We start from the raw sequence: 18,075 nt of genomic DNA, 5'->3' as shown, positions 1-18,075 counted from the left end.
ATGAAGAGGGACAACGATGCTGCCCCTCCAAATTTAGATTAAGCCAAATTTGGCTCGCTACTATGTGTTTCTTTATTTTCATCCGCTTGCGCTTGTTCTTCATCCAGTAGTTTTTGATCGTACATTTTGAAGAACGGAATATAGATGACAAAGGATATCGCGATATTGACGAGGACGAGAACGATGGCTCGCCAGTCGCCGCCTGTGGATAGATATGCGCCAATCGGGGCGGGTAAAGTCCACGGGGCCATGACATAGGTTGGTGAAATGAAACCAAGCGTTGTCGCGAAATAAGCGATGGTTGTTGTGATAAGCGGAATGAAGATGAATGGAATAATCAACATCGGGTTCAGTACGATCGGTGTACCAAAAATAACAGGTTCATTGATATTGAAAATACTCGGAACCAGTGTTGTTTTGCCAAGCGCTTTCAAATAACTTGATTTGGCAAAGAAGAGCATGGCAAGGACTAAACCGAGTGTCGCACCAGAACCACCAATCCACACGAACCATTGGAAGAAGGTCTCAGGAGCAACGTGAGGAATTGGAGCACCAGCAGCTACAGCTTCCGCATTGGCGCCCAAATATTTTTCCCAAAGAGGTCTTGCAACGGCTCCAATAACGGAAATCCCGTGAATACCAAAGGACCAGAAGAACCCAATTAAAAATACCGGTAATAGAACACCGAATAAGGTATCGCCAGCTTTTACAATCGGTGAAACGGCCTGATCGACCAGTGAATGGAGATCAATACCAAGTACAACCGTGATTAGTGTCATAAATACTACAACAAAAGCAACAGGAATAAGAGCTTCAAACGATCTGGCTACACTAGGGGGAACTTGTTCTGGCATTTTGATTGTAATGTTACGCGTTTTACAGAATCGCATCACTTCGACAGAAAAAATCGAAACAATCATGGCCATAAATAATCCGTGTCCACCTAAGTTTGCCATTGGTAGAACAAAACCAACTTTATCAAGTGCGATAGGTGTCAGGGTTAGTAGAAACGAAGCAACAGCAATCTGACCACCAGATAGTGGATCAAGCTTGTAACTCTTCGCTAAATTGTAACCGATTCCAAAAGTGATATATAGCGACATGATAAACATTGTCATCCTATAAGGAATTAAAATTTCAAAAGCGTGCTCCTGGGCCCATTGATAAAGCGCCGTACTCTCAGGAACTGGTGGAAAAGCAACGATTAAAAACATACTACCAACAATGATAAACGGTAGCGACGAAACAACACCATCACGAATCGCACGTAGATGTCGTTGTTCAGACAATTTTGCCATTGGAATCGACAAATATTTTTCTAAAAAATCCATAAATCTTTGCATAATGACTCTCCCTTTTTTAGTTAGATAGTTATGTATCCTCTCTGTTGTGAGAATGGCGATTGAAAACCTCCTTTTATATAAAATAGTTTACATGGTGTATTCTAGTTCATTTGAAATAAAATGTCAACGTTTACAAAATATGATTAAAAATTTATTTCAGTTAGTTTGAAACATGAAATAAGTTGATATAGAAGGGATTGAGCCGTATTGCAACTATGTGTAGAAGCTAAATATAATTAATTTTTCTAAAAAATAAGTTGAAATCCGTGATTGAAGATGATATATTGAACCCGTAATCGCCATCTGGAAAATATTATAAAGTTTGGCGATATAAAAAAGGGGGATGAAGAATGAAAAAGTGGGCATCCATGTTACTCATACTTATAGTAAGTGTGTCCGTTTTCTCCGTAGCAGTACAGGCGGATGAGACAACAGAAGGATTGACAAAATTCATAAAAAAAGCGGATGGGACCTATGGCTATGACGCCAACACACCAGTTTTCTACTATAACGGTTCCAGCGAGCAAGTCCAGATTCCAACGACTTATACGCAAGATAAGGAACAATTCAAGAGTTCCTGGGTTGCTACAATAGCCAATCTGAACTTCGCAAAAGTGGCATCAGAATCGGCTTTCCGTGCACAATATAAAACGGTGTTGGACGATTTTGAAACGTGGAATATGAACGCGGTTATTTTCCAAGTTCGGCCGCTCCTTGACGCATACTATCCATCGAAAATAAACCCATGGTCGGAGTTTATCACAAACGGTGTGCAAGGCGCGAATCCAGGATATGATCCACTTGCCATTATGGTCGAGGAAACACACAAACGCGGCATGGAATATCACGCGTGGTTTAATCCATATCGCGTGACGAATACGAAACTGACGACGCAAAGCATTTTGACAAAAATTGGCGCGACAAAAGAGGAAGCGCTTGCGATGACGATTCCAGAGCAAATCACAGCATGGAACAAGGCAGGGCTTTTAGCGGATACGAATTACGCTGTCTTGCACCCTGAGAACGTGTTGCGTTTTGACGAAAAGTTATTTCTCAATCCCGGCATTCCAGAAGTACAAGATCACGTAGCCGCAACAATTAAGGAAGTCGTGACGAATTATGATGTAGATGCGATTCATTTCGATGATTATTTTTACCCATATCGCATCACGGTGGATGGCAAGAATGTGCTGTTTGGTGATAAAGATGAAGATGCGGCAACCTTCGCTAAATACGGCATTCCGGCTGGTTATCCGAATACGAAAGCTGGAATCGATGACTGGCGCCGCGACAATATCACGACATTAATTGACAAGGTGAAAAGCACAATCGATACGAGCAACCAAGCGAAGAAAACCGCCGTGCAATTCGGTATTAGCCCATTTGGCATTTGGGAGCATAAAGCGAATAATCCGCTTGGTTCCAACACGCCAACAGGTTCCTCGCAATCTAACTCACAAAGCATTTTCGCTGATACATATCAGTGGATTAAAGATGAGAAAGTCGATTATATGACACCGCAAATTTACTGGAGTTTTGACCAAGCAGCAGCTCCTTATGGCGATTTGGCGAGATGGTGGAACAAGGCCGCAGAAGGGACACACGTGCAAATTTACGTTGGGCATGCGAACTATAAACATGTTGGAAACGGCGGTTGGGAAGCTGCGTGGATGAACCCAGCCGAAATTCCGAATCAAATGCGTTTCAATCAACTGCTAGACCAAGTTTCAGGTAGCGTCCTGTTCAGCTATAATGATATCAAAAAGAGCGATATCACAAGCCTACCAGATGCACAGAAACCAGCGAATCAAGCGAAAAACGCTGCGATTGATCTTTTAAAAGAAACCTATTTCGCGACGACCTCTCTAACACCAAGTAAACCGTGGCTTGCGCATCAAGCAATTGCCGCACCGGTGGAAGTGAGGCAAAGCGCAGAGGCACTCACTTGGTCAGACACGGCCACCAATTCTGCGCGCTACTATGTCGTTTATAAAGGCACAGGAACCGCGGCAGAAATCACCGCCAACCCAGCAAACATCATCACAAAAATTTGGCGCGGCGACGCATCCCAATTCAGCTATCCAATTAGCGAATCCGGCACCTATGTCGTGACCGCACTGGACGCTGCCAGTAATGAATCTGCACCAGTGATCGCCCAAATACCAGGCGCAGACGTGACCGTTTTATACCAAGATGAAAATGGTGGAGAGATCGCGTCACTAGAAATTTTAAAAGGAAACATCGGTGAAAATTTTGCGGCTGAAATAAAAGCGATTGCAGGCTACACACAAAAAGCATCGCAAACAACAGGAACGTTCACAGATCAAGCACAGACAGTCATTGTGAGCTATACGAAAAATCCAGAGGAGGTCGTGCCAACAGAACCTGAGCCAGAGCCGACGCCAAAACCCGAACTAAAACCAACGCCAGATCCAGCACCAAAACCAGATGGAACAACCGTGATACTACAGGAGAAAGAAATTGTGCCAAGCCAGCCAGAAAAAGCACCAACTGTGGAAAAAGTAGCGAAAAATCCTGATGAAACTAGTAAAGACAAAAGAGTGCTACCGACAACGGGTGACAAGTCGATGGATCTAGCGATTGTTTTGGGATTGGTACTTAGCATGACAGGTGTGTTAACACTGATTCGCTGGAAAAGAAGACAAGTCTAAAAAGAAATCATAGCGAGGAAGTGAGTCTCTGTTTAGTGATAAACAGGGGCTTTTTTCAGGAATTGTGAAATAGGTATTGCAAGATTCGGCGAGTATGCTATAATGAAAAATTTGGCTTTAGAGCTACGCATCACGGCCCGTTGGTCAAGCGGTTAAGACACTGCCCTTTCACGGCGGTATCACGGGTTCGATTCCCGTACGGGTTATATGTGAGTTTGGTTTATACAATGTATAAATCGGCGGCAAGTATTCGCATTGTTGGGGCTGTTCGAAACAAAGTGAGTTACAGCCACAACATGCCTATGAGCATCGCGAATAGGCGGTCCTTATTCCACGAAATTGGTGGAATAAGGACGCTTTCGCTCGATTTGTGTGAAGCGGAGATTTCGTTCTACTCAGAAAGGAAAAGAGATGGGTTGGGCGTTTTTTTGTATGTGGATTGCATTGATTTTGTGTCGCGAGTGTCGGATATGAATAAATATTCATGTTTTTTAAGATAATGATTGACATGGTGGGTATCCAATAATATAATATAGATTAGTGTTAATAGAGCGGTCGTGGCGGAATCGGCAGACGCGCTAGGTTGAGGGCCTAGTGGGGTAAAACCCGTGGAGGTTCAAGTCCTCTCGGCCGCATTGTTGGGGTTGTTCCATCTTGGGTTGTAACAATCCCAATATTCATGTGAACGTATGTGAATATGAAATCGATTAGAATACTGTAATATCAATAAGTTTGTGAGTCCTGCGCGTATGTCAATTCCGCCACGACCGCAAGCTTTTTTGATAGGCTAAATGAGTCTCTGACCTAGTGGGTAAGTCCAGTGGGGAGGTCATTTTTTTATGAGAAGAAATAATCGATTAAATGTAGAAGAGAAGGTAATCGTTTATCAAACGATTGTGCCTGATGATGATTTTGTATTAGAGGAATTTATACGATCAAGAAGGATTAGAAATTTACGGGAAACGACCATTCAGTATTATACGGCTGTCAAGGACGTTTTGACTCGCGCAGATCCTCGTTGGGGTGGGCAAAGGCTCTTTCCGGATGAAGAAGGGCGAGACAGTGAATGTTATCGCGATAGTGGGAAGCTGGTTAAAATGTTCCAAGTCTGGGGTTATCGGATGTCTACCGAACGACAACAAACACTTAAAGAAAAAATAAACTTGGCAAACTCACCTGTAGGCTGTGGTGAGTTTGTTTACATAAAGAAAATGCTGTAGATCGTGATTTTATTTTGATTTTTATGGTAGCATTAAGAAAATAGAACTTAAGGGAGATACCTATGGAAAAAATTCAGAGATTTATCAACGTCTTGTTTCTAACGTGTGTATTGATGCCAGTAACGCTCTTCATTTTCCCATCTGCGCTTGCAATAGCCGATGGAGCTAAAGGGGCCAGCTATTTATATGAATTCGGAGGTCCTACGCACTGGCTAACAGTGAGCAGCGATGTCGGGAACAAAAGCGGCTTCATTGAAGCAACCTTTAAAGGGAATACGGGTATCACAATCCATTGGTTATCGATGCTCCACAGTTTCTTTATGATTCTTGTAGCGGTGTACTTGGTTATTTTTATAATAAAAAGAGTTCGTTTGGATCGTACCAGAAAGCAGCATCGGTGAGTTTTTTGTAGATGCTGTTTTCTATTGCAGATAAAAGAAAGGGCTTACATTTATGTTTTTTGCGATATAATCTATATGTACTATAAAAATTGCAGAAAAAAGGGAATTTAAAGATGCAAAAGTTTGAAATTATTACCGCTTTTTTACTGGTTTGCTTACTAGTGTTTACGAGTACAGCTGGCGCACAAGCTTACGTGTTAATGAGTAATAAACTGAGCCACCCTAAGGCTGCATATTACTGGGTCGATCCAGCTTTCAAAAAGTATTCGAATGCTCGAGAACACGTTTTACGAGGCCCGTTGGCTTGGAATCCTACACCTGAAATCCAATTCACAAAAGAGGTATCAGTTATAGGCGGCGCGGATGTAAAAATGCAATATATCGATAAATATTACGGCGATACTTATGCGGTACATAGAGGGAGCGGAAACATAACCTTTTATAAAAAGTGGAGAGTAGAGCTTACAAACATGCAACGAAAAGAAACTGCTGCCCATGAAGTAGGCCACGCTTTAGGCTTAGATCACACACAGTCGAAAAATGATAACAATTCTTTAATGAGACGATACGGTTTCAATAATAAGGATTGGGTTCTAGGCGACGATAAAGCAGGAATAGCTAAAAAATACTGATAGCGAGGAGATGACAGAATGAAAAAGGGAATTATTGCAGTATCATCATTAGGGGGGCTAGGGATTGCGCTATTTTTGATATTTGGAAATCTGTTCGCAGAGGAGAAAGAAGTTAGCGAGAATCCGTCTGTAGAAAATAAAAAAGTTAGTTGGGATGGCAAAACAGATGGATACGCATCTGCAAAGGAGATGAAGGAGCAGGTTGGAATCATTGTAAAAGGGAAAAAAGTAAGTGAAGACGAAAATATCGTGTTAGATTCAGAGATATCCGAAGAGCCTGCGGGAGGTTATACGAAGTCTTCTTTTAAAATATCTAAAGTACTAAAAAATAGTGGAGACGACGAAGCGATTTCAGTGGGTAGTGCTATTAATATTTCAGGATCAGAATTTTACGATAAAAATAGTAAAACTACTTATACAATAAATGATTATGAAAATATGAAATCGGGCAAGGAGTATGTGCTGTATTTGAAACCAATAGATGAAGGCATGTATACGACAGCAGGTGTTACCTTTGGGAAAGTACCTGTTAATACTGACGAAACAGAGTTGGTAGAATCTGAGGTAAATGAGCCAGTAAATGAAGTTATCAATGAAGTGCAACAAGAGCTTGGCAAATAAAAAAGTGGGCTGAAGTGGGGCTGAACAAGCTAACGAATGCTAACGTAAAGTAACATATGTATGTGAACAACCTTTTGGGAATGCTGGTTTATGAAGGAGTGTAACGCAGTGTATTGTGAAATTGAGGGCCTAGTGGGATAAAACCCGTGGAGGTTCAAGTCCTCTCGGCCGCATCAATTAGGGTTGCACAATCTTGAATTGTAGCCCCCTTTTTTTATGAAAATAAAGAATCAAATAAAATGGTATCATTGATGCTTATGAACGTGTATATTAAATCCACACATTCATAAGCTTTTTTCATGTCGTTTTTCAACGTAATAGGACAAAAAAACCAAGTCTAAAGTCTACAGACAACAGCTTAATCATACATCAAACCGCATTGTATGTTACTATTAACTTAACAAGGAAAATAAACAAGCCATAAGAACTAGCTGATTTTTCACATACTACAAGTAATTTGTTAATAAAAATGGACGGTCCGAAACACTGCTGCCAATTCCAAATCAATAAACGTGTGATGAACGCGATTTTAATGGAGGTTAGGAAATGTCAGAAATGAAAAAGAAAACAATGGGTTTCGTGATTAGTCATAAGGAAAATGAAAAACGGATCGCTTTGTTGCCAGAGCATATGTTAGCGATTCAAAACGCTCAGCAGCTGCTATTTGAAGAGGGATACGGTGCGGCACTTGGTATTTCTGATGCGGAATATACCGCGCTCGGTTGTAAAATAGGGACTAGAGCCGAGGTGCTACATCAAGATATTATTTGTGAGCCGAAAATTGGTGATTCTGAATTTTTAGGTGATTTAACGAAAGGGCAGACTATTTTTGGCTGGGTTCATGCGGAGCAAAATAAAGCGATCGCGGAGAAATTGATACAGTCAGAAGTGCTAGTTTACGCGTGGGAAAATATGAACTACATGAATCGGCATTGTTTTTGGGTGAATAATATGCTGGCTGGAGAAGCGGCTATCATGCATGCCTATCAACTGCTTGGAGAAATGCCATACAACACGAAAGTTGCGATTTTAGGGAGAGGAAATACCGCTCAAGGTGCTCAGAAGGTACTACTAGATCTGGGCGCGGATATATGCATTTACAATCGTCATCAGGAAGCGCTTTTTAAGCAAGAAATTGGCAATTATGATGTGATCGTGAATGCTGTTTTATGGGACACGGATCGGACGGATCATGTTTTGAATCGCGCGGATTTGAAGCGTATGAAGAAAACAGCGATGATCGTTGATGTCAGCTGTGATCATGGTGGTGCAATCGAAACTTGTATCCCAACTACATTTGAAAATCCGACCTATTTTGTCGATGGTATTTTGCATTATGCGGTGGATCATACGCCGAGTATATTGTACAGACCAGCCTCGCGATCCATCTCTGCGGTGGTTGCGACGTACATTGATGATCTGATTGAAAGTCGGCCAAATATGACGCTGAAATTAACGACGTGGGATTTTATCCAACCACCTATACCAACCAAATAATCGAAAAGAACCAGAAGCTAACCTCCGCAAAAGGGGGACTTCTGGTTCTTCTTTTATTGTTTCGCTATGATATTTCCGTTCGGCTCAATGATTGCATTGGGTGAAATAGACTGTAAATAGTTCAGTTGTTCCGTTTTGGCGTCACCATCCAACATATGAACTTGGTTCCCAGAAATAATTCCAGGCGCGAAGTTTCCTGTCACTTTTCCATTATCAAAGTTTAATCGATATATTCCAGTTTCGGCAGCGTGCCCCTTCACATAATCAGGGAAAAGAAAGTTGCCGAGGGAATAAGCGATTGGGACTCCTTTATAAACCTCAAAACCTTGCAACCAATGAGGATGGCTTGCGATGATAGCATCGACTAGACCTTCATCTACTAGTTTTTTTGCGTATTCTTTTTGGTATTCTACAGGAGTATTTGTTTTTTCAACGCCCCAATGGAAATAAACCACCATATAATCGATATCTTTATTTTTCGCGCGCTCTTCTTTGATTTTGCTGGTCACAAGGTTCAAGTCATAACCATTCGTTACGCCGGGTTTATCTTTACCAGCAATCCATCCAGTATTCGGGAAAAAATGGGAAAAGGACATAAAACCAACCTTATTACCTTTAATATTAGCTACTTTGAGTTCATAGGCCTCTTCTTCGTCTTTTCCTGCGCCGACATACGCTAGATTATTGGCACGTAAAGCAGCGGTCGTATCCAAAAGTCCATCTTCATAATAATCAAGAATATGATTATTCGAAATATTCACCATATCTACGCCGGCATTTGTTAAAGCCTTTAATGTGCTAGGATCACTCTTTATCCAGAATAACTGATAAGGTACTTTCTTCGTGCGCGTTGTAATAGCAGTCTCTAGGTCTACAAATGTATAATCCGCGGATTTTAATTGTTCGCGAACATTGTTAAAAGGATAATCAGCCCCATTTTGTGCAATGACAGGTTTTAATCCCCAGTCAAACATAATGTCTCCCGTACTGGCGATTTGAAATTTGTCAGCTTTTATCGGTGTTTCTGTCTTTTTTTCAGGTTCTTTTTTTGGTGTTGCTTTTGCTGTAGTTTTTGTTTTAATTTTCGGGGAAGCGGTTTCTGTTTTATGTTGCATTAAAACATTGACTGTAAATCCAATGGCGCAGACGACTAGAAGCAGTGATAGGATAAATATTAGCTTTTTTCGTGACATATTTTTTGAACCTCCGAAGTTTTTTACTAATATAACACACTAATTGTAAATTTATACGTGTAATACAAAAAATACATAAAAAATACATATTTGTTCAATGGGATTGGCTATTTATGCTGTTTTATATAGAAATATTTGCATATTAAGTTATTGCATATCAACAGATTTAATATATTTTTAATTATTTTCACTAATTTATATAAAAAAATAGATATAGTTCTTTTTATTACATTATATATATTTACACTATCTTTACCTAAGAGTGTTCACTTGCCAAACAACTCGGAATATAATATACTTACTTTATTCAAAATCAGTACGCCCGATAAGGGGAGTAGCAGTATAGCAATGTCGTCAGTACGGGATAAAACCCCGGCATTGTTAGCAATTTTCGATTGTTTGCGAGACCTTACGTTTATTCGTGAGGTCTTTTTGCGCGGCTAAGCGGCCTTGTGCTCGCGCGGATTGGTTAGAAAAAGCTAATCAAACAGGAGGAAAACAATTGAAGAAATTAATCATTTTCGCTATGTCACTCATGTTGGTCTTTTCACCGATGGGAACCGTGACATACAACACGATCATGCCGGCAAAATATGAACAGGTTAGTGAAGCGCACGCCAAGGGGTATCGTTCGCCAAGCCGCTCGTATCGACCAAATAACAATCAAGTTAATCGAAGCAACAATACGAATAAGGCAACAAACAATCAAGCCACAAAATCGAAAAACTCCAATCGTGGTTTCTGGGGTGGGTTGCTGTTTGGTGGAATCGCTGGTTTACTATTCGGTAGCATGCTTGGGAATATGGGCGCGTTCGGTGATATTTTTGCTTTGATTATCAATGTCATCGCGATTATTTTAATCATTCGCCTGCTCATCTATTTCTTCCAAAAATGGCGTAATCGCAATAATCCGAAGCCGCAGTCGAATGTATTTGATCACCAGGCTCCGGCAGCAACAGAGGCGCCAAATGGTGTTACGATTTTAAATGAAGGCAATATTTCCAATGCTGTCATCCACTTCTTTACACACGAGAAAGGCTTGCAGTTAGAGGATGTGGAAGTGGTGCTGACCTATGATGAAAATAAGGGCTTTGGTGCAGATGTCATGAAGAACGAGCGCTTGGTTCAAGCTTTGGATCATTTCTCGCTTATTCAAGCAATCCGCTACTGGGCAACGCAAGAAGGGAATTTCGATCCAAACTGCGGGCTCGAATTACGTTTTTCTGAACAAGAAGGTATTACGGCGATAGTAACCGAATAATGATGATGGCGCTCAGTATTAGAACTGGGCGTCTTTTGGTCTAATTTATGCTAGTTTTCACTTATCTTAGGATAAATGTAATTTTGAAAATAAAGACGTAAAGATAGCGCTATCATTAAGTTTTACATATTTTTCATGTGGCGATCCGAATAGGCCTAAGGGATTGATGTTGGATATAAAGTGTGAAATATGATATAAAGAGTCTAAAAACTTTCATCCAATTATCGCATTTCGTATAATAAAAGTAGGATAGGTTCGCCTATTCAGTGATGGGACAGGGGAGGCAATGTTATGTTGTTCGAACGAATGGAAAAATATGATTATGAACAAGTTGTTTTTTGTCACGATAAGGTTTCGGGGTTAAAGGCTATTATCGCAATCCACGATACGACACTTGGGCCAGCGCTTGGTGGATGTCGGATGTGGCCATATGAGACGGAAGAAGAGGCGCTAGAAGATGTTTTACGCTTAGCTCGTGGGATGACGCATAAAAATGCAGCGGCGGGATTAAATCTTGGCGGTGGGAAAACAGTCATTATTGGTGATCCGAGAAAAGATAAGTCAGAAGCGATGTTTCGGGCATTAGGACGCTATGTTGAGAGTTTAAATGGGCGCTATATTATCGCGGAGGACGTGGGCACCACAGTTTCTGATATGGATATGATTCATGAAGAAACCGACTATGTTACAGGAATTTCAGAAAGTTATGGTTCCTCTGGGAATCCAAGTCCAATGACGGCGCTCGGTGTTTATAGCGCGATGAAACGCACGGCGCTAGAGGCATTTGGTACCGATTCGCTTGACGGAAAGACAATCAGTGTGCAGGGTGTAGGGAATGTTGCTTATGCTTTATGCCAATTATTGCATAATGAAGGTAGTAAACTAGTGGTGACGGATATTAATCAAGAGGCAGTAAATCGTGCGGTAGAAGCATTCGGGGCGAAGGCAGTAGCGCCAGATGAGATTTATGATGTAGAAGCTGATATTTTTGCCCCGTGTGCACTTGGTGGGATTTTGAATGATACAACAATTCCTAGGCTTCGAGTTGCGGCGATTTGTGGTAGCGCTAACAATCAACTGCTCCAAACAGATCGTCATGGCGAAATGGTGGCAGATCGAGGGATTCTTTATGCGCCGGATTATATTGTGAATGCTGGCGGGGTCATCAATGTTGCGGATGAGCTGAGCAGTTATAACGAAGATCGAGCCCAGCATAAAATAAAAGAGATTTACGGCCAAATTGGTAAGGTATTCGAAATTGCGAAGGCTGAAGGGATGACGCCGGCTCACGCTGCAAATCGGATGGCGGAAAATAGAATTCAGTCGATGCGCCATGTGAAGAGTAGCTTTTTGCGGACGGAGAACTCGCTTTTAAGTAGACGTTAGCAGGCGTCTCATTTCGGCCTCCTCTAAAAATATGCTATAGTAAAGTTATTACATATTCATTTGGAGGGAAAAGAAATGAACAAACCATTATCGCTGTATTTTGTACGTCATGGACAAACCTATTTAAATAAATATGAAAAAATGCAAGGTTGGGCAGATTCACCGCTAACTCCTGAAGGTGCGGAAGTCGTGAAACAAAGCGGTAGGGGACTTGCAGATATCGAGTTTGTAGCGGCATATTCGAGCGACTTGCACCGAACTATTGCGACGGCAGAATACATTTTAAAGGAAAATAAACATGGATTTGGCTTGACACTTGAACCTCGACCGGAGTTTCGGGAAACCTTTTTCGGTTCGTTTGAAGGGGATGCTAGTGAGATGACGTGGACGAGAGTCGCGAAATCGATGGGCTACGGTTCAAAAGACGAACTTTTCGAAAAGGCAAATGTTCGCGAAACGATGAACGGGACGAAAGTTGCAGATCCTAAACATGAGGCCGAAGATTTTATGACATTTTGGAATCGGGTAGAGGAAGGATTCTTACATGTTGTGAACGCGCATCGGGAATCTGGTGGGAACATTTTGATCGTAGCGCATGGCAATACGATTCGCAATATTGTGCATGAACTAGAGCCATCTGTGAAGGCCAATTTTGTGTTAGATAATGCGAGTGTAACGGTGCTCACATACGAAAATGGCCTGTTCAAGATTGAACGCTTGAATGACACGGCTCATTTTACCGCGGAATAAAAGTAAAAAGAGGCAGTTCCCAAAGTTTCACGGAGAACTGCTTCTTTTTTAGTTTACATATAGAGTGTTAGCGCGATCGAACCGATGACCGCGAGTCCAATGCCGCTGACGATAATGATATGCCACCATTTATACATGACGATAATCGCTATGAACTCACGCAAAAGTGCGTTTGGCAAGTAGTAAAGCGCCGTTTTCGAACTGATTCCTTGGCTTTTTAGACCGGCTTTCCGAGCATATAAGCTGGCTCGGAATAAATGGAAGTTATTTGTCACAAAAATACTGCGCGACTTTGGTTTTAAATCGGCCATAATTGTTTTGGAAAACATCATATTTTGTAGGGTGTTGACAGACAGGTCCTCCATCAAAATATGTTCTTCAGGGATACCTTTTTCGACTAGGTAGTCCTTCATCGCGGAGGCTTCGGAAACCCATTCATTCGGCCCTTGTCCGCCGGAAACGATAATTTGAGGCGCAAAATTTTTCGCGGCTTGTTTATAGTAAAAACGAATCGCGCGATCGAGGCGGCTAGCAAGAAGTGGTGGCACCTTATCTCCAATTAAACCGCTGCCTAAAACAATCACGAAATCTTGCTTCAATCGTGGTCGATTATACTGATACAGATAGGAAGATAACAAAAAACTGATGAGATGAAACGCGAAATGACCGATAATGAATAATAATCCGGTGAAAAAGATGCTCAAGAAAATATTATTCAAAATGGTGATTTGGAAAATGAATAGAATAATAAGACCAAGAATAGCTAAACCGACAAATAAAGTAAGGAGATTTGGAATACGGCGTCCTTCTCGCTTGAGCATTAAGCGACCGTTAAGAACTAACCCCACACCGAGACCAACAATAAGAAAGGGAATTAGGAGCACGATTAAAAAGAAGACGCCAATAACAATCAGGGCTAAAATACTGTTTCGCGTGGCAATTAACCCGTAAGCCACTGCCAAAATTGTAAAGAAGATCCCGAGGGTTAGAAAAATCCCATTACTAATCCGTCTTTTGTCGATAATATACAAGACGACGAATAGCAGGATAAAAAAAGCAGCAATATAAGTTAGTAGCATATAAAATCCTCGTTTCTGTTTCATTCTTTAGAACTAGTATACTGCATAATAAACCAAAAGCAAAGAGTGGAATTATCCATGCTAACTAAAACGTGATAGCGAATATATGGACAGTTAGCATTTAGATTGAGTTACTTGTTCCAGTATGGTAGATTTAGACTATAACTAAAAGTGGAGGGAAATTTGATAATGAAATTAAAAAGAATGTCCTTGTTAGTCTTGATGTTAGTGATGAGCCTTGTTTTAGCAGCGTGTGGGAGTTCACCGCAAGAAACATTCACGAAAAGTGTGGAGAAAACGGCAGAACCAGCGGATCAATCCACAACTACAATCGGTATAAAAGTAGATGAATTACCTGCAACATTGAAAGCGGATCAATCGGTAGCTATGCTAGAAGGCTTATCTGTTAAATTAACGGTATCGGACGATCAGAAGCAACAAAAATCAGCAGCAACGATCGCTGTGAAGACAGCAGGCCTTGTGAGTTTAAACGTAAACTTAGATTTATTAGTAGATTCTAAAGCGGAAAAAGTATACTTCCCGTTGAGCGATTTGTACGATGAAAAAGGGAACTTAACAACGCTACTAGACCAATTAACAAGTGGCATGTTCTCTAAAATCAAAGAAGAAAACCCCGATTTAGCTACTAAATATGTAGATTTATCCACGCTTTCTGAGGAACTGTCTGGCAAAGAAGCAAAGAAATCTGAAACAGATACGAAAGAAGTAGAGAAAGCGACCAAAGATTTGAGCAAAAAAGTAACTAAAACAGTGAGCGATTACTTCAATAGTTTACCAGAAGACCGCTTTAAAGAAGGAGATAATGGCGAAATCACATTGAACCTGACGAAAGCTGATTTTACAACGCTAGCAACGAAAATTTCCGAACTTCTGGATGATAAAGCTATAAAAGCGGATCTCAAAGTTATTGCGGAGTCGCAAGGCGTATCAAGCGAAGCGTTCGACAAGCAATATAAATCGATGGCAAAATCGTTTGATGATGCGATTCAATCCGTCAAAGATGAAAAGAATGCAAAAATCGATGTGACCGTGACGATCCAACCCGATAAGAACGATAATATTGAAAGCATGAAGATGAAAGTAAAAATCACAGATTCAAAAGACAAAGACAAACCAGAGACGCTAGGCATGACGATTACGATGAAAACAACAGACTCCGCGAAATTACCTAAGTTCCCATCTTCATCGGACATTATTTCTACAGAAGCCTTGCAAAAGATCATCTCTGAATCAACAGCTAGTTACTACAAATCACTATATGGCGACACAAATACAGATACAACAGAAATTCAATAACTCAAAAAAAAACTCGGGTCGTGGTACGCTTTACTTAGCGAATCATATCCCGAGTTTTTATGTGACTATTTTTTCTTAAAAGTACTGATGTGCGCTGTCTTACTCAATTTTTCATAGAACAATTGCCGGTCTTTGGCGAAAAAATTAATACAGATATGGATGAAAAAAACAAAGCTGCTGACGACAGCGAGTCCAATCACGGTGAGAAACAAAACTGGTGCTAGTCGGTCGATAAAAAACGGATTCTGCGGGAGCAAAATGATGCCCAATGTGACGTAGTACAGCAATCCGTTTCGAACGAGAAGTTGTCGGAATCGAATTTTCTCAGAAATGGTGGAAGTCATGCGAATCCGAACGAGCATTTTTCCTAATGTTCGGCCATTGGTGAGCGCAGGCAGAAGCATGAAGTAAAGAAATACGAGCAAAACGAGCCACCAGAGTTGTTCAAAGTTGGCACCGCCTCGAATATCTAGTTCTTTGAAAGGAAGAACATGCAAGATGCCCAGTAGCCCGGTGAGCATGCTGAGAATAAACCAATCGAGTGTAAAGGCAAGTAAGCGACGGATATAACTCACACGTTTCCCATTGACATAGGTCATTTCGTCCATCTTTGTTCGCGATGGAAGTAAACTTGTAAATAGTGGCGCAATTGCAAAACCAACAATACCCCCGAGCGTGTTCAGCATGAGATCATCGACGTCAAAAAGCCTATAAGCATGCGGATAAATCCCATAAATCCCAGTAAGTTGTGTAATTTCAAAGAATAGCGAGAGTAAAAAGGCGAATAATGTGGTCTTCCAAAATGAGAAGCGGAAGTAATAACGCAAATAAACACCGAATGGAATGACGAGCAAAATATTAAAAATCGGTTGCAGCACAACGGCTTGCGTCAAGGCAGGCACATAAGTACTCGGATCATCCCAGATAAAGACCGTATGTAAGAGGAAGTCATGCACAAATTTAAATGGAGTCAACTGTACAGGCGAACCGGTCATCTTGGCGACTTCGTCTGGGGCAGGAAGTGGTAGTAAAACGAGAAGTATTGCACACAGCAAGTAGAAAATGAAGGTATACAAAATCACATTACGTAAAAAATTGAAGCCGCCAAATTTATGATATTGGTAAATGGCGAATGGTAATGTGAGAAAAAAGGCGAGGAATGGGAAAGCTAAAAGTGCCATTTCAATTGGGAATAAATAAGAATGCATCGGGTACCTCCTTGGGTTATTTGAACTTACGTTACTAGCCTACAACAAAAAGCCAAAAAAAACTAGTAGCAAGATGCAAAAAAACGCATCGTACTCCTAGTTTTGAGATTATTTTACCGCAATGGTTAATATTTTGGTGATGGCACGCGGAAAATGCCCATTAAACCAGCGAGAATCAATAAGATTCCAGATACGATCCAAATTTGACCGACTACAAAGAACATTAGAATACCAATAAGCACGAGTAAGACACCCCAACCGCGCGGGCTCTTTTTAATGAGAAGTGAGGCGAATAAGGCTAAGGCTGACGCAATAACGGTTACCCAACCAAGTGTCGCGACTTCATCTCCGAATGTACCACTTAAATACGTGAACGTTTGGATATAGTCTGTTAAATCGTTCCCGTATCCAACAATCCAGAATCCAGCTACTAAACCAACGATAGATCCAATCAATCCAAGAATTAATTCGACAGTTCTTGACATACGTTTTTCCCCCTAACTATGGTCTTTTTTCGAGTTTGCGATAGCTCGTTTGGAGACCTTCTTATGTCTCGTATACACAATGATTTCCATTTTGAAATCCGCAATTCAATTACCAATCGTCAAATAGACGTAACAAAAGAACGCGACAGCAAAATCGTGAACGCAAATGATACAGCTGTTAACAATGGGACTGTCTGCGGATGGAGTAGAAAATCATCAGCGGCCTCTTCCCAAAAAAGCGGAATGAAGAAGCGATGCAGTAAATATACGTACAAAGTATTTTTACCCCATTTTATAAAGAATAACCGTCTTTTCGGGATTAAGCAGAAAAAACTAGCGATCGTAACAAAATGAAAAGGTGTATGCATGATGGATAACTGGAGTAAATGATTGTCAACTTTGTAAAGTCATGCTATTTTGGAAAGAGTAGTGAGGAGGTTGGATTAGATGACACTATATGTAAGCGAAATGGAGTCGCCACTAGGAACGTTGTATCTTGGCGTTTCTCAGTGTGCTGTGAAATATATTGCGTACGATGAAGCTACATTTTTAGAGAATGAAGTGGATATTTGTTTGGAAGAAAATGATGTGATGCGCCAGTTGAAGCAGGAGTTGCAAGCTTTTTTTGATGGGGAGCGGCGTGATTTTTCGGTTCCGATTGAGGTGCATGGTACGGATTTTCAGATGAGCGTGTGGGAGGCTTTGCGGGATATTCCGTACGGTGAGCTTGTTTCTTACAAGGATATCGCTGAGCGTGCAGGGAGTCCAAGGGCGGTGCGAGCAGTGGGGCAGGCGAACCGGGCGAACCGCATTCCGATTATTATCCCGTGTCACCGGGTGATTCAAGCTGGCGGGAAACTGGGAGGCTATAACGGCAATGATGTCGATCGCAAAATTTGGTTATTAAACCGTGAAAGTCCTTTTTAAACGTTATCATAAATTTCATGACTCGTTCATAATTTTTTCTTATTTGTTAGGTAAGATAAGGGTAAGTGAAAGGAGCTGGAATT

Annotated in this window: 17 protein-coding genes and 2 tRNA genes; 14 read left to right on the top strand and 5 right to left on the bottom strand. The window is 41.1% G+C overall.

Translation table 11 applies throughout. The annotated features are described in order from the left end of the window. Positions 1 to 38: 38 nt before the first annotated feature. Positions 39 to 1,343, bottom strand: coding sequence for a PTS sugar transporter subunit IIC (locus HCJ54_RS05885; RefSeq protein WP_187136968.1), 1,305 nt, complete (start codon positions 1,341 to 1,343; stop codon positions 39 to 41). 350 nt (positions 1,344 to 1,693) lie between these two features. On the opposite strand from HCJ54_RS05885, the gene HCJ54_RS05880 reads away from it, so the two are divergent. From HCJ54_RS05880 to HCJ54_RS05845, 8 genes are all read left to right on the top strand, one after another. Next, positions 1,694 to 4,015: a family 10 glycosylhydrolase gene (locus HCJ54_RS05880; protein WP_187136967.1), complete on the top strand. Its 2,322-nt coding sequence runs from the start codon at positions 1,694 to 1,696 to the stop codon at positions 4,013 to 4,015. 134 nt (positions 4,016 to 4,149) lie between these two features. After that, a tRNA-Glu gene (locus HCJ54_RS05875) sits at positions 4,150 to 4,221 on the top strand. A gap of 345 nt (positions 4,222 to 4,566) precedes the next feature. After that, positions 4,567 to 4,650, top strand: a tRNA-Leu gene (locus HCJ54_RS05870). Positions 4,651 to 4,854: 204 nt separating this feature from the next. Continuing rightward, a complete protein-coding gene (locus tag HCJ54_RS15455) occupies positions 4,855 to 5,235 on the top strand; it encodes a hypothetical protein (protein WP_244966901.1) in 381 nt (126 codons plus the stop codon). A gap of 62 nt (positions 5,236 to 5,297) precedes the next feature. After that, positions 5,298 to 5,636, top strand: coding sequence for a hypothetical protein (locus HCJ54_RS05860; RefSeq protein WP_187136966.1), 339 nt, complete (start codon positions 5,298 to 5,300; stop codon positions 5,634 to 5,636). Between the two features lie 113 nt (positions 5,637 to 5,749). After that, positions 5,750 to 6,268, top strand: coding sequence for a matrixin family metalloprotease (locus HCJ54_RS05855; RefSeq protein WP_187136965.1), 519 nt, complete (start codon positions 5,750 to 5,752; stop codon positions 6,266 to 6,268). Between the two features lie 18 nt (positions 6,269 to 6,286). After that, positions 6,287 to 6,889: a hypothetical protein gene (locus HCJ54_RS05850; protein WP_187136964.1), complete on the top strand. Its 603-nt coding sequence runs from the start codon at positions 6,287 to 6,289 to the stop codon at positions 6,887 to 6,889. A 546-nt stretch (positions 6,890 to 7,435) separates the two neighbouring features. Beyond that, complete coding sequence (locus HCJ54_RS05845) at positions 7,436 to 8,386, top strand: N(5)-(carboxyethyl)ornithine synthase (protein ID WP_187136963.1); 951 nt, start codon at positions 7,436 to 7,438, stop codon at positions 8,384 to 8,386. Positions 8,387 to 8,439: 53 nt separating this feature from the next. On the opposite strand, the gene HCJ54_RS05840 is transcribed toward HCJ54_RS05845, so the two are convergent. Beyond that, complete coding sequence (locus HCJ54_RS05840) at positions 8,440 to 9,579, bottom strand: CapA family protein (RefSeq protein ID WP_187136962.1); 1,140 nt, start codon at positions 9,577 to 9,579, stop codon at positions 8,440 to 8,442. Between the two features lie 502 nt (positions 9,580 to 10,081). On the opposite strand from HCJ54_RS05840, the gene HCJ54_RS05835 reads away from it, so the two are divergent. The 3 genes from HCJ54_RS05835 to HCJ54_RS05825 all read left to right on the top strand — a co-directional run bounded on the left by HCJ54_RS05835 (position 10,082) and on the right by HCJ54_RS05825 (position 12,976). Beyond that, a complete protein-coding gene (locus HCJ54_RS05835; protein WP_185411275.1) occupies positions 10,082 to 10,840 on the top strand; it encodes a DUF2653 family protein in 759 nt (252 codons plus the stop codon). Positions 10,841 to 11,131: 291 nt separating this feature from the next. After that, a complete protein-coding gene (locus tag HCJ54_RS05830; protein ID WP_187136961.1) occupies positions 11,132 to 12,226 on the top strand; it encodes a Glu/Leu/Phe/Val dehydrogenase dimerization domain-containing protein in 1,095 nt (364 codons plus the stop codon). Positions 12,227 to 12,301: 75 nt separating this feature from the next. Further along, entirely contained in the window at positions 12,302 to 12,976 is a 675-nt protein-coding gene (locus HCJ54_RS05825; RefSeq protein ID WP_187136960.1) for a histidine phosphatase family protein, read from the top strand. A 53-nt stretch (positions 12,977 to 13,029) separates the two neighbouring features. On the opposite strand, the gene HCJ54_RS05820 is transcribed toward HCJ54_RS05825, so the two are convergent. Beyond that, on the bottom strand, positions 13,030 to 14,055 hold the full coding sequence (locus tag HCJ54_RS05820) for a YdcF family protein (protein ID WP_187136959.1): 1,026 nt from the start codon (positions 14,053 to 14,055) through the stop codon (positions 13,030 to 13,032). Positions 14,056 to 14,244: 189 nt separating this feature from the next. On the opposite strand from HCJ54_RS05820, the gene HCJ54_RS05815 reads away from it, so the two are divergent. After that, entirely contained in the window at positions 14,245 to 15,372 is a 1,128-nt protein-coding gene (locus HCJ54_RS05815; RefSeq protein ID WP_187136958.1) for an Lmo2079 family surface lipoprotein, read from the top strand. Positions 15,373 to 15,437: 65 nt separating this feature from the next. Here the strand turns inward: HCJ54_RS05815 and HCJ54_RS05810 are convergent, their stop codons facing one another. Both HCJ54_RS05810 and HCJ54_RS05805 read right to left on the bottom strand, forming a co-directional pair. Continuing rightward, the gene (locus tag HCJ54_RS05810) at positions 15,438 to 16,580 is read right to left on the bottom strand and encodes a VanZ family protein (protein ID WP_187136957.1); all 1,143 of its coding nucleotides are present in this window, start codon (positions 16,578 to 16,580) and stop codon (positions 15,438 to 15,440) included. A 125-nt stretch (positions 16,581 to 16,705) separates the two neighbouring features. Further along, positions 16,706 to 17,065, bottom strand: a complete 360-nt coding sequence (locus tag HCJ54_RS05805; RefSeq protein WP_185411286.1) for a DUF4064 domain-containing protein — start codon at positions 17,063 to 17,065, stop codon at positions 16,706 to 16,708. 63 nt (positions 17,066 to 17,128) lie between these two features. Here HCJ54_RS05805 and HCJ54_RS05800 point away from each other — a divergent pair, with 63 nt between their 5' ends. Both HCJ54_RS05800 and HCJ54_RS05795 read left to right on the top strand, forming a co-directional pair. Continuing rightward, complete coding sequence (locus HCJ54_RS05800; RefSeq protein WP_187136956.1) at positions 17,129 to 17,419, top strand: hypothetical protein; 291 nt, start codon at positions 17,129 to 17,131, stop codon at positions 17,417 to 17,419. Positions 17,420 to 17,512: 93 nt separating this feature from the next. After that, complete coding sequence (locus tag HCJ54_RS05795; RefSeq protein ID WP_187136955.1) at positions 17,513 to 17,992, top strand: methylated-DNA--[protein]-cysteine S-methyltransferase; 480 nt, start codon at positions 17,513 to 17,515, stop codon at positions 17,990 to 17,992. Positions 17,993 to 18,075 lie beyond the last annotated feature (83 nt).

The sequence above is a fragment of the Listeria grandensis genome (assembly GCF_014322885.1).
Taxonomy (GTDB): Bacteria; Bacillota; Bacilli; order Lactobacillales; family Listeriaceae; genus Listeria_A; species Listeria_A grandensis.
This window is presented reverse-complemented; position numbering and strand designations above follow the sequence as displayed.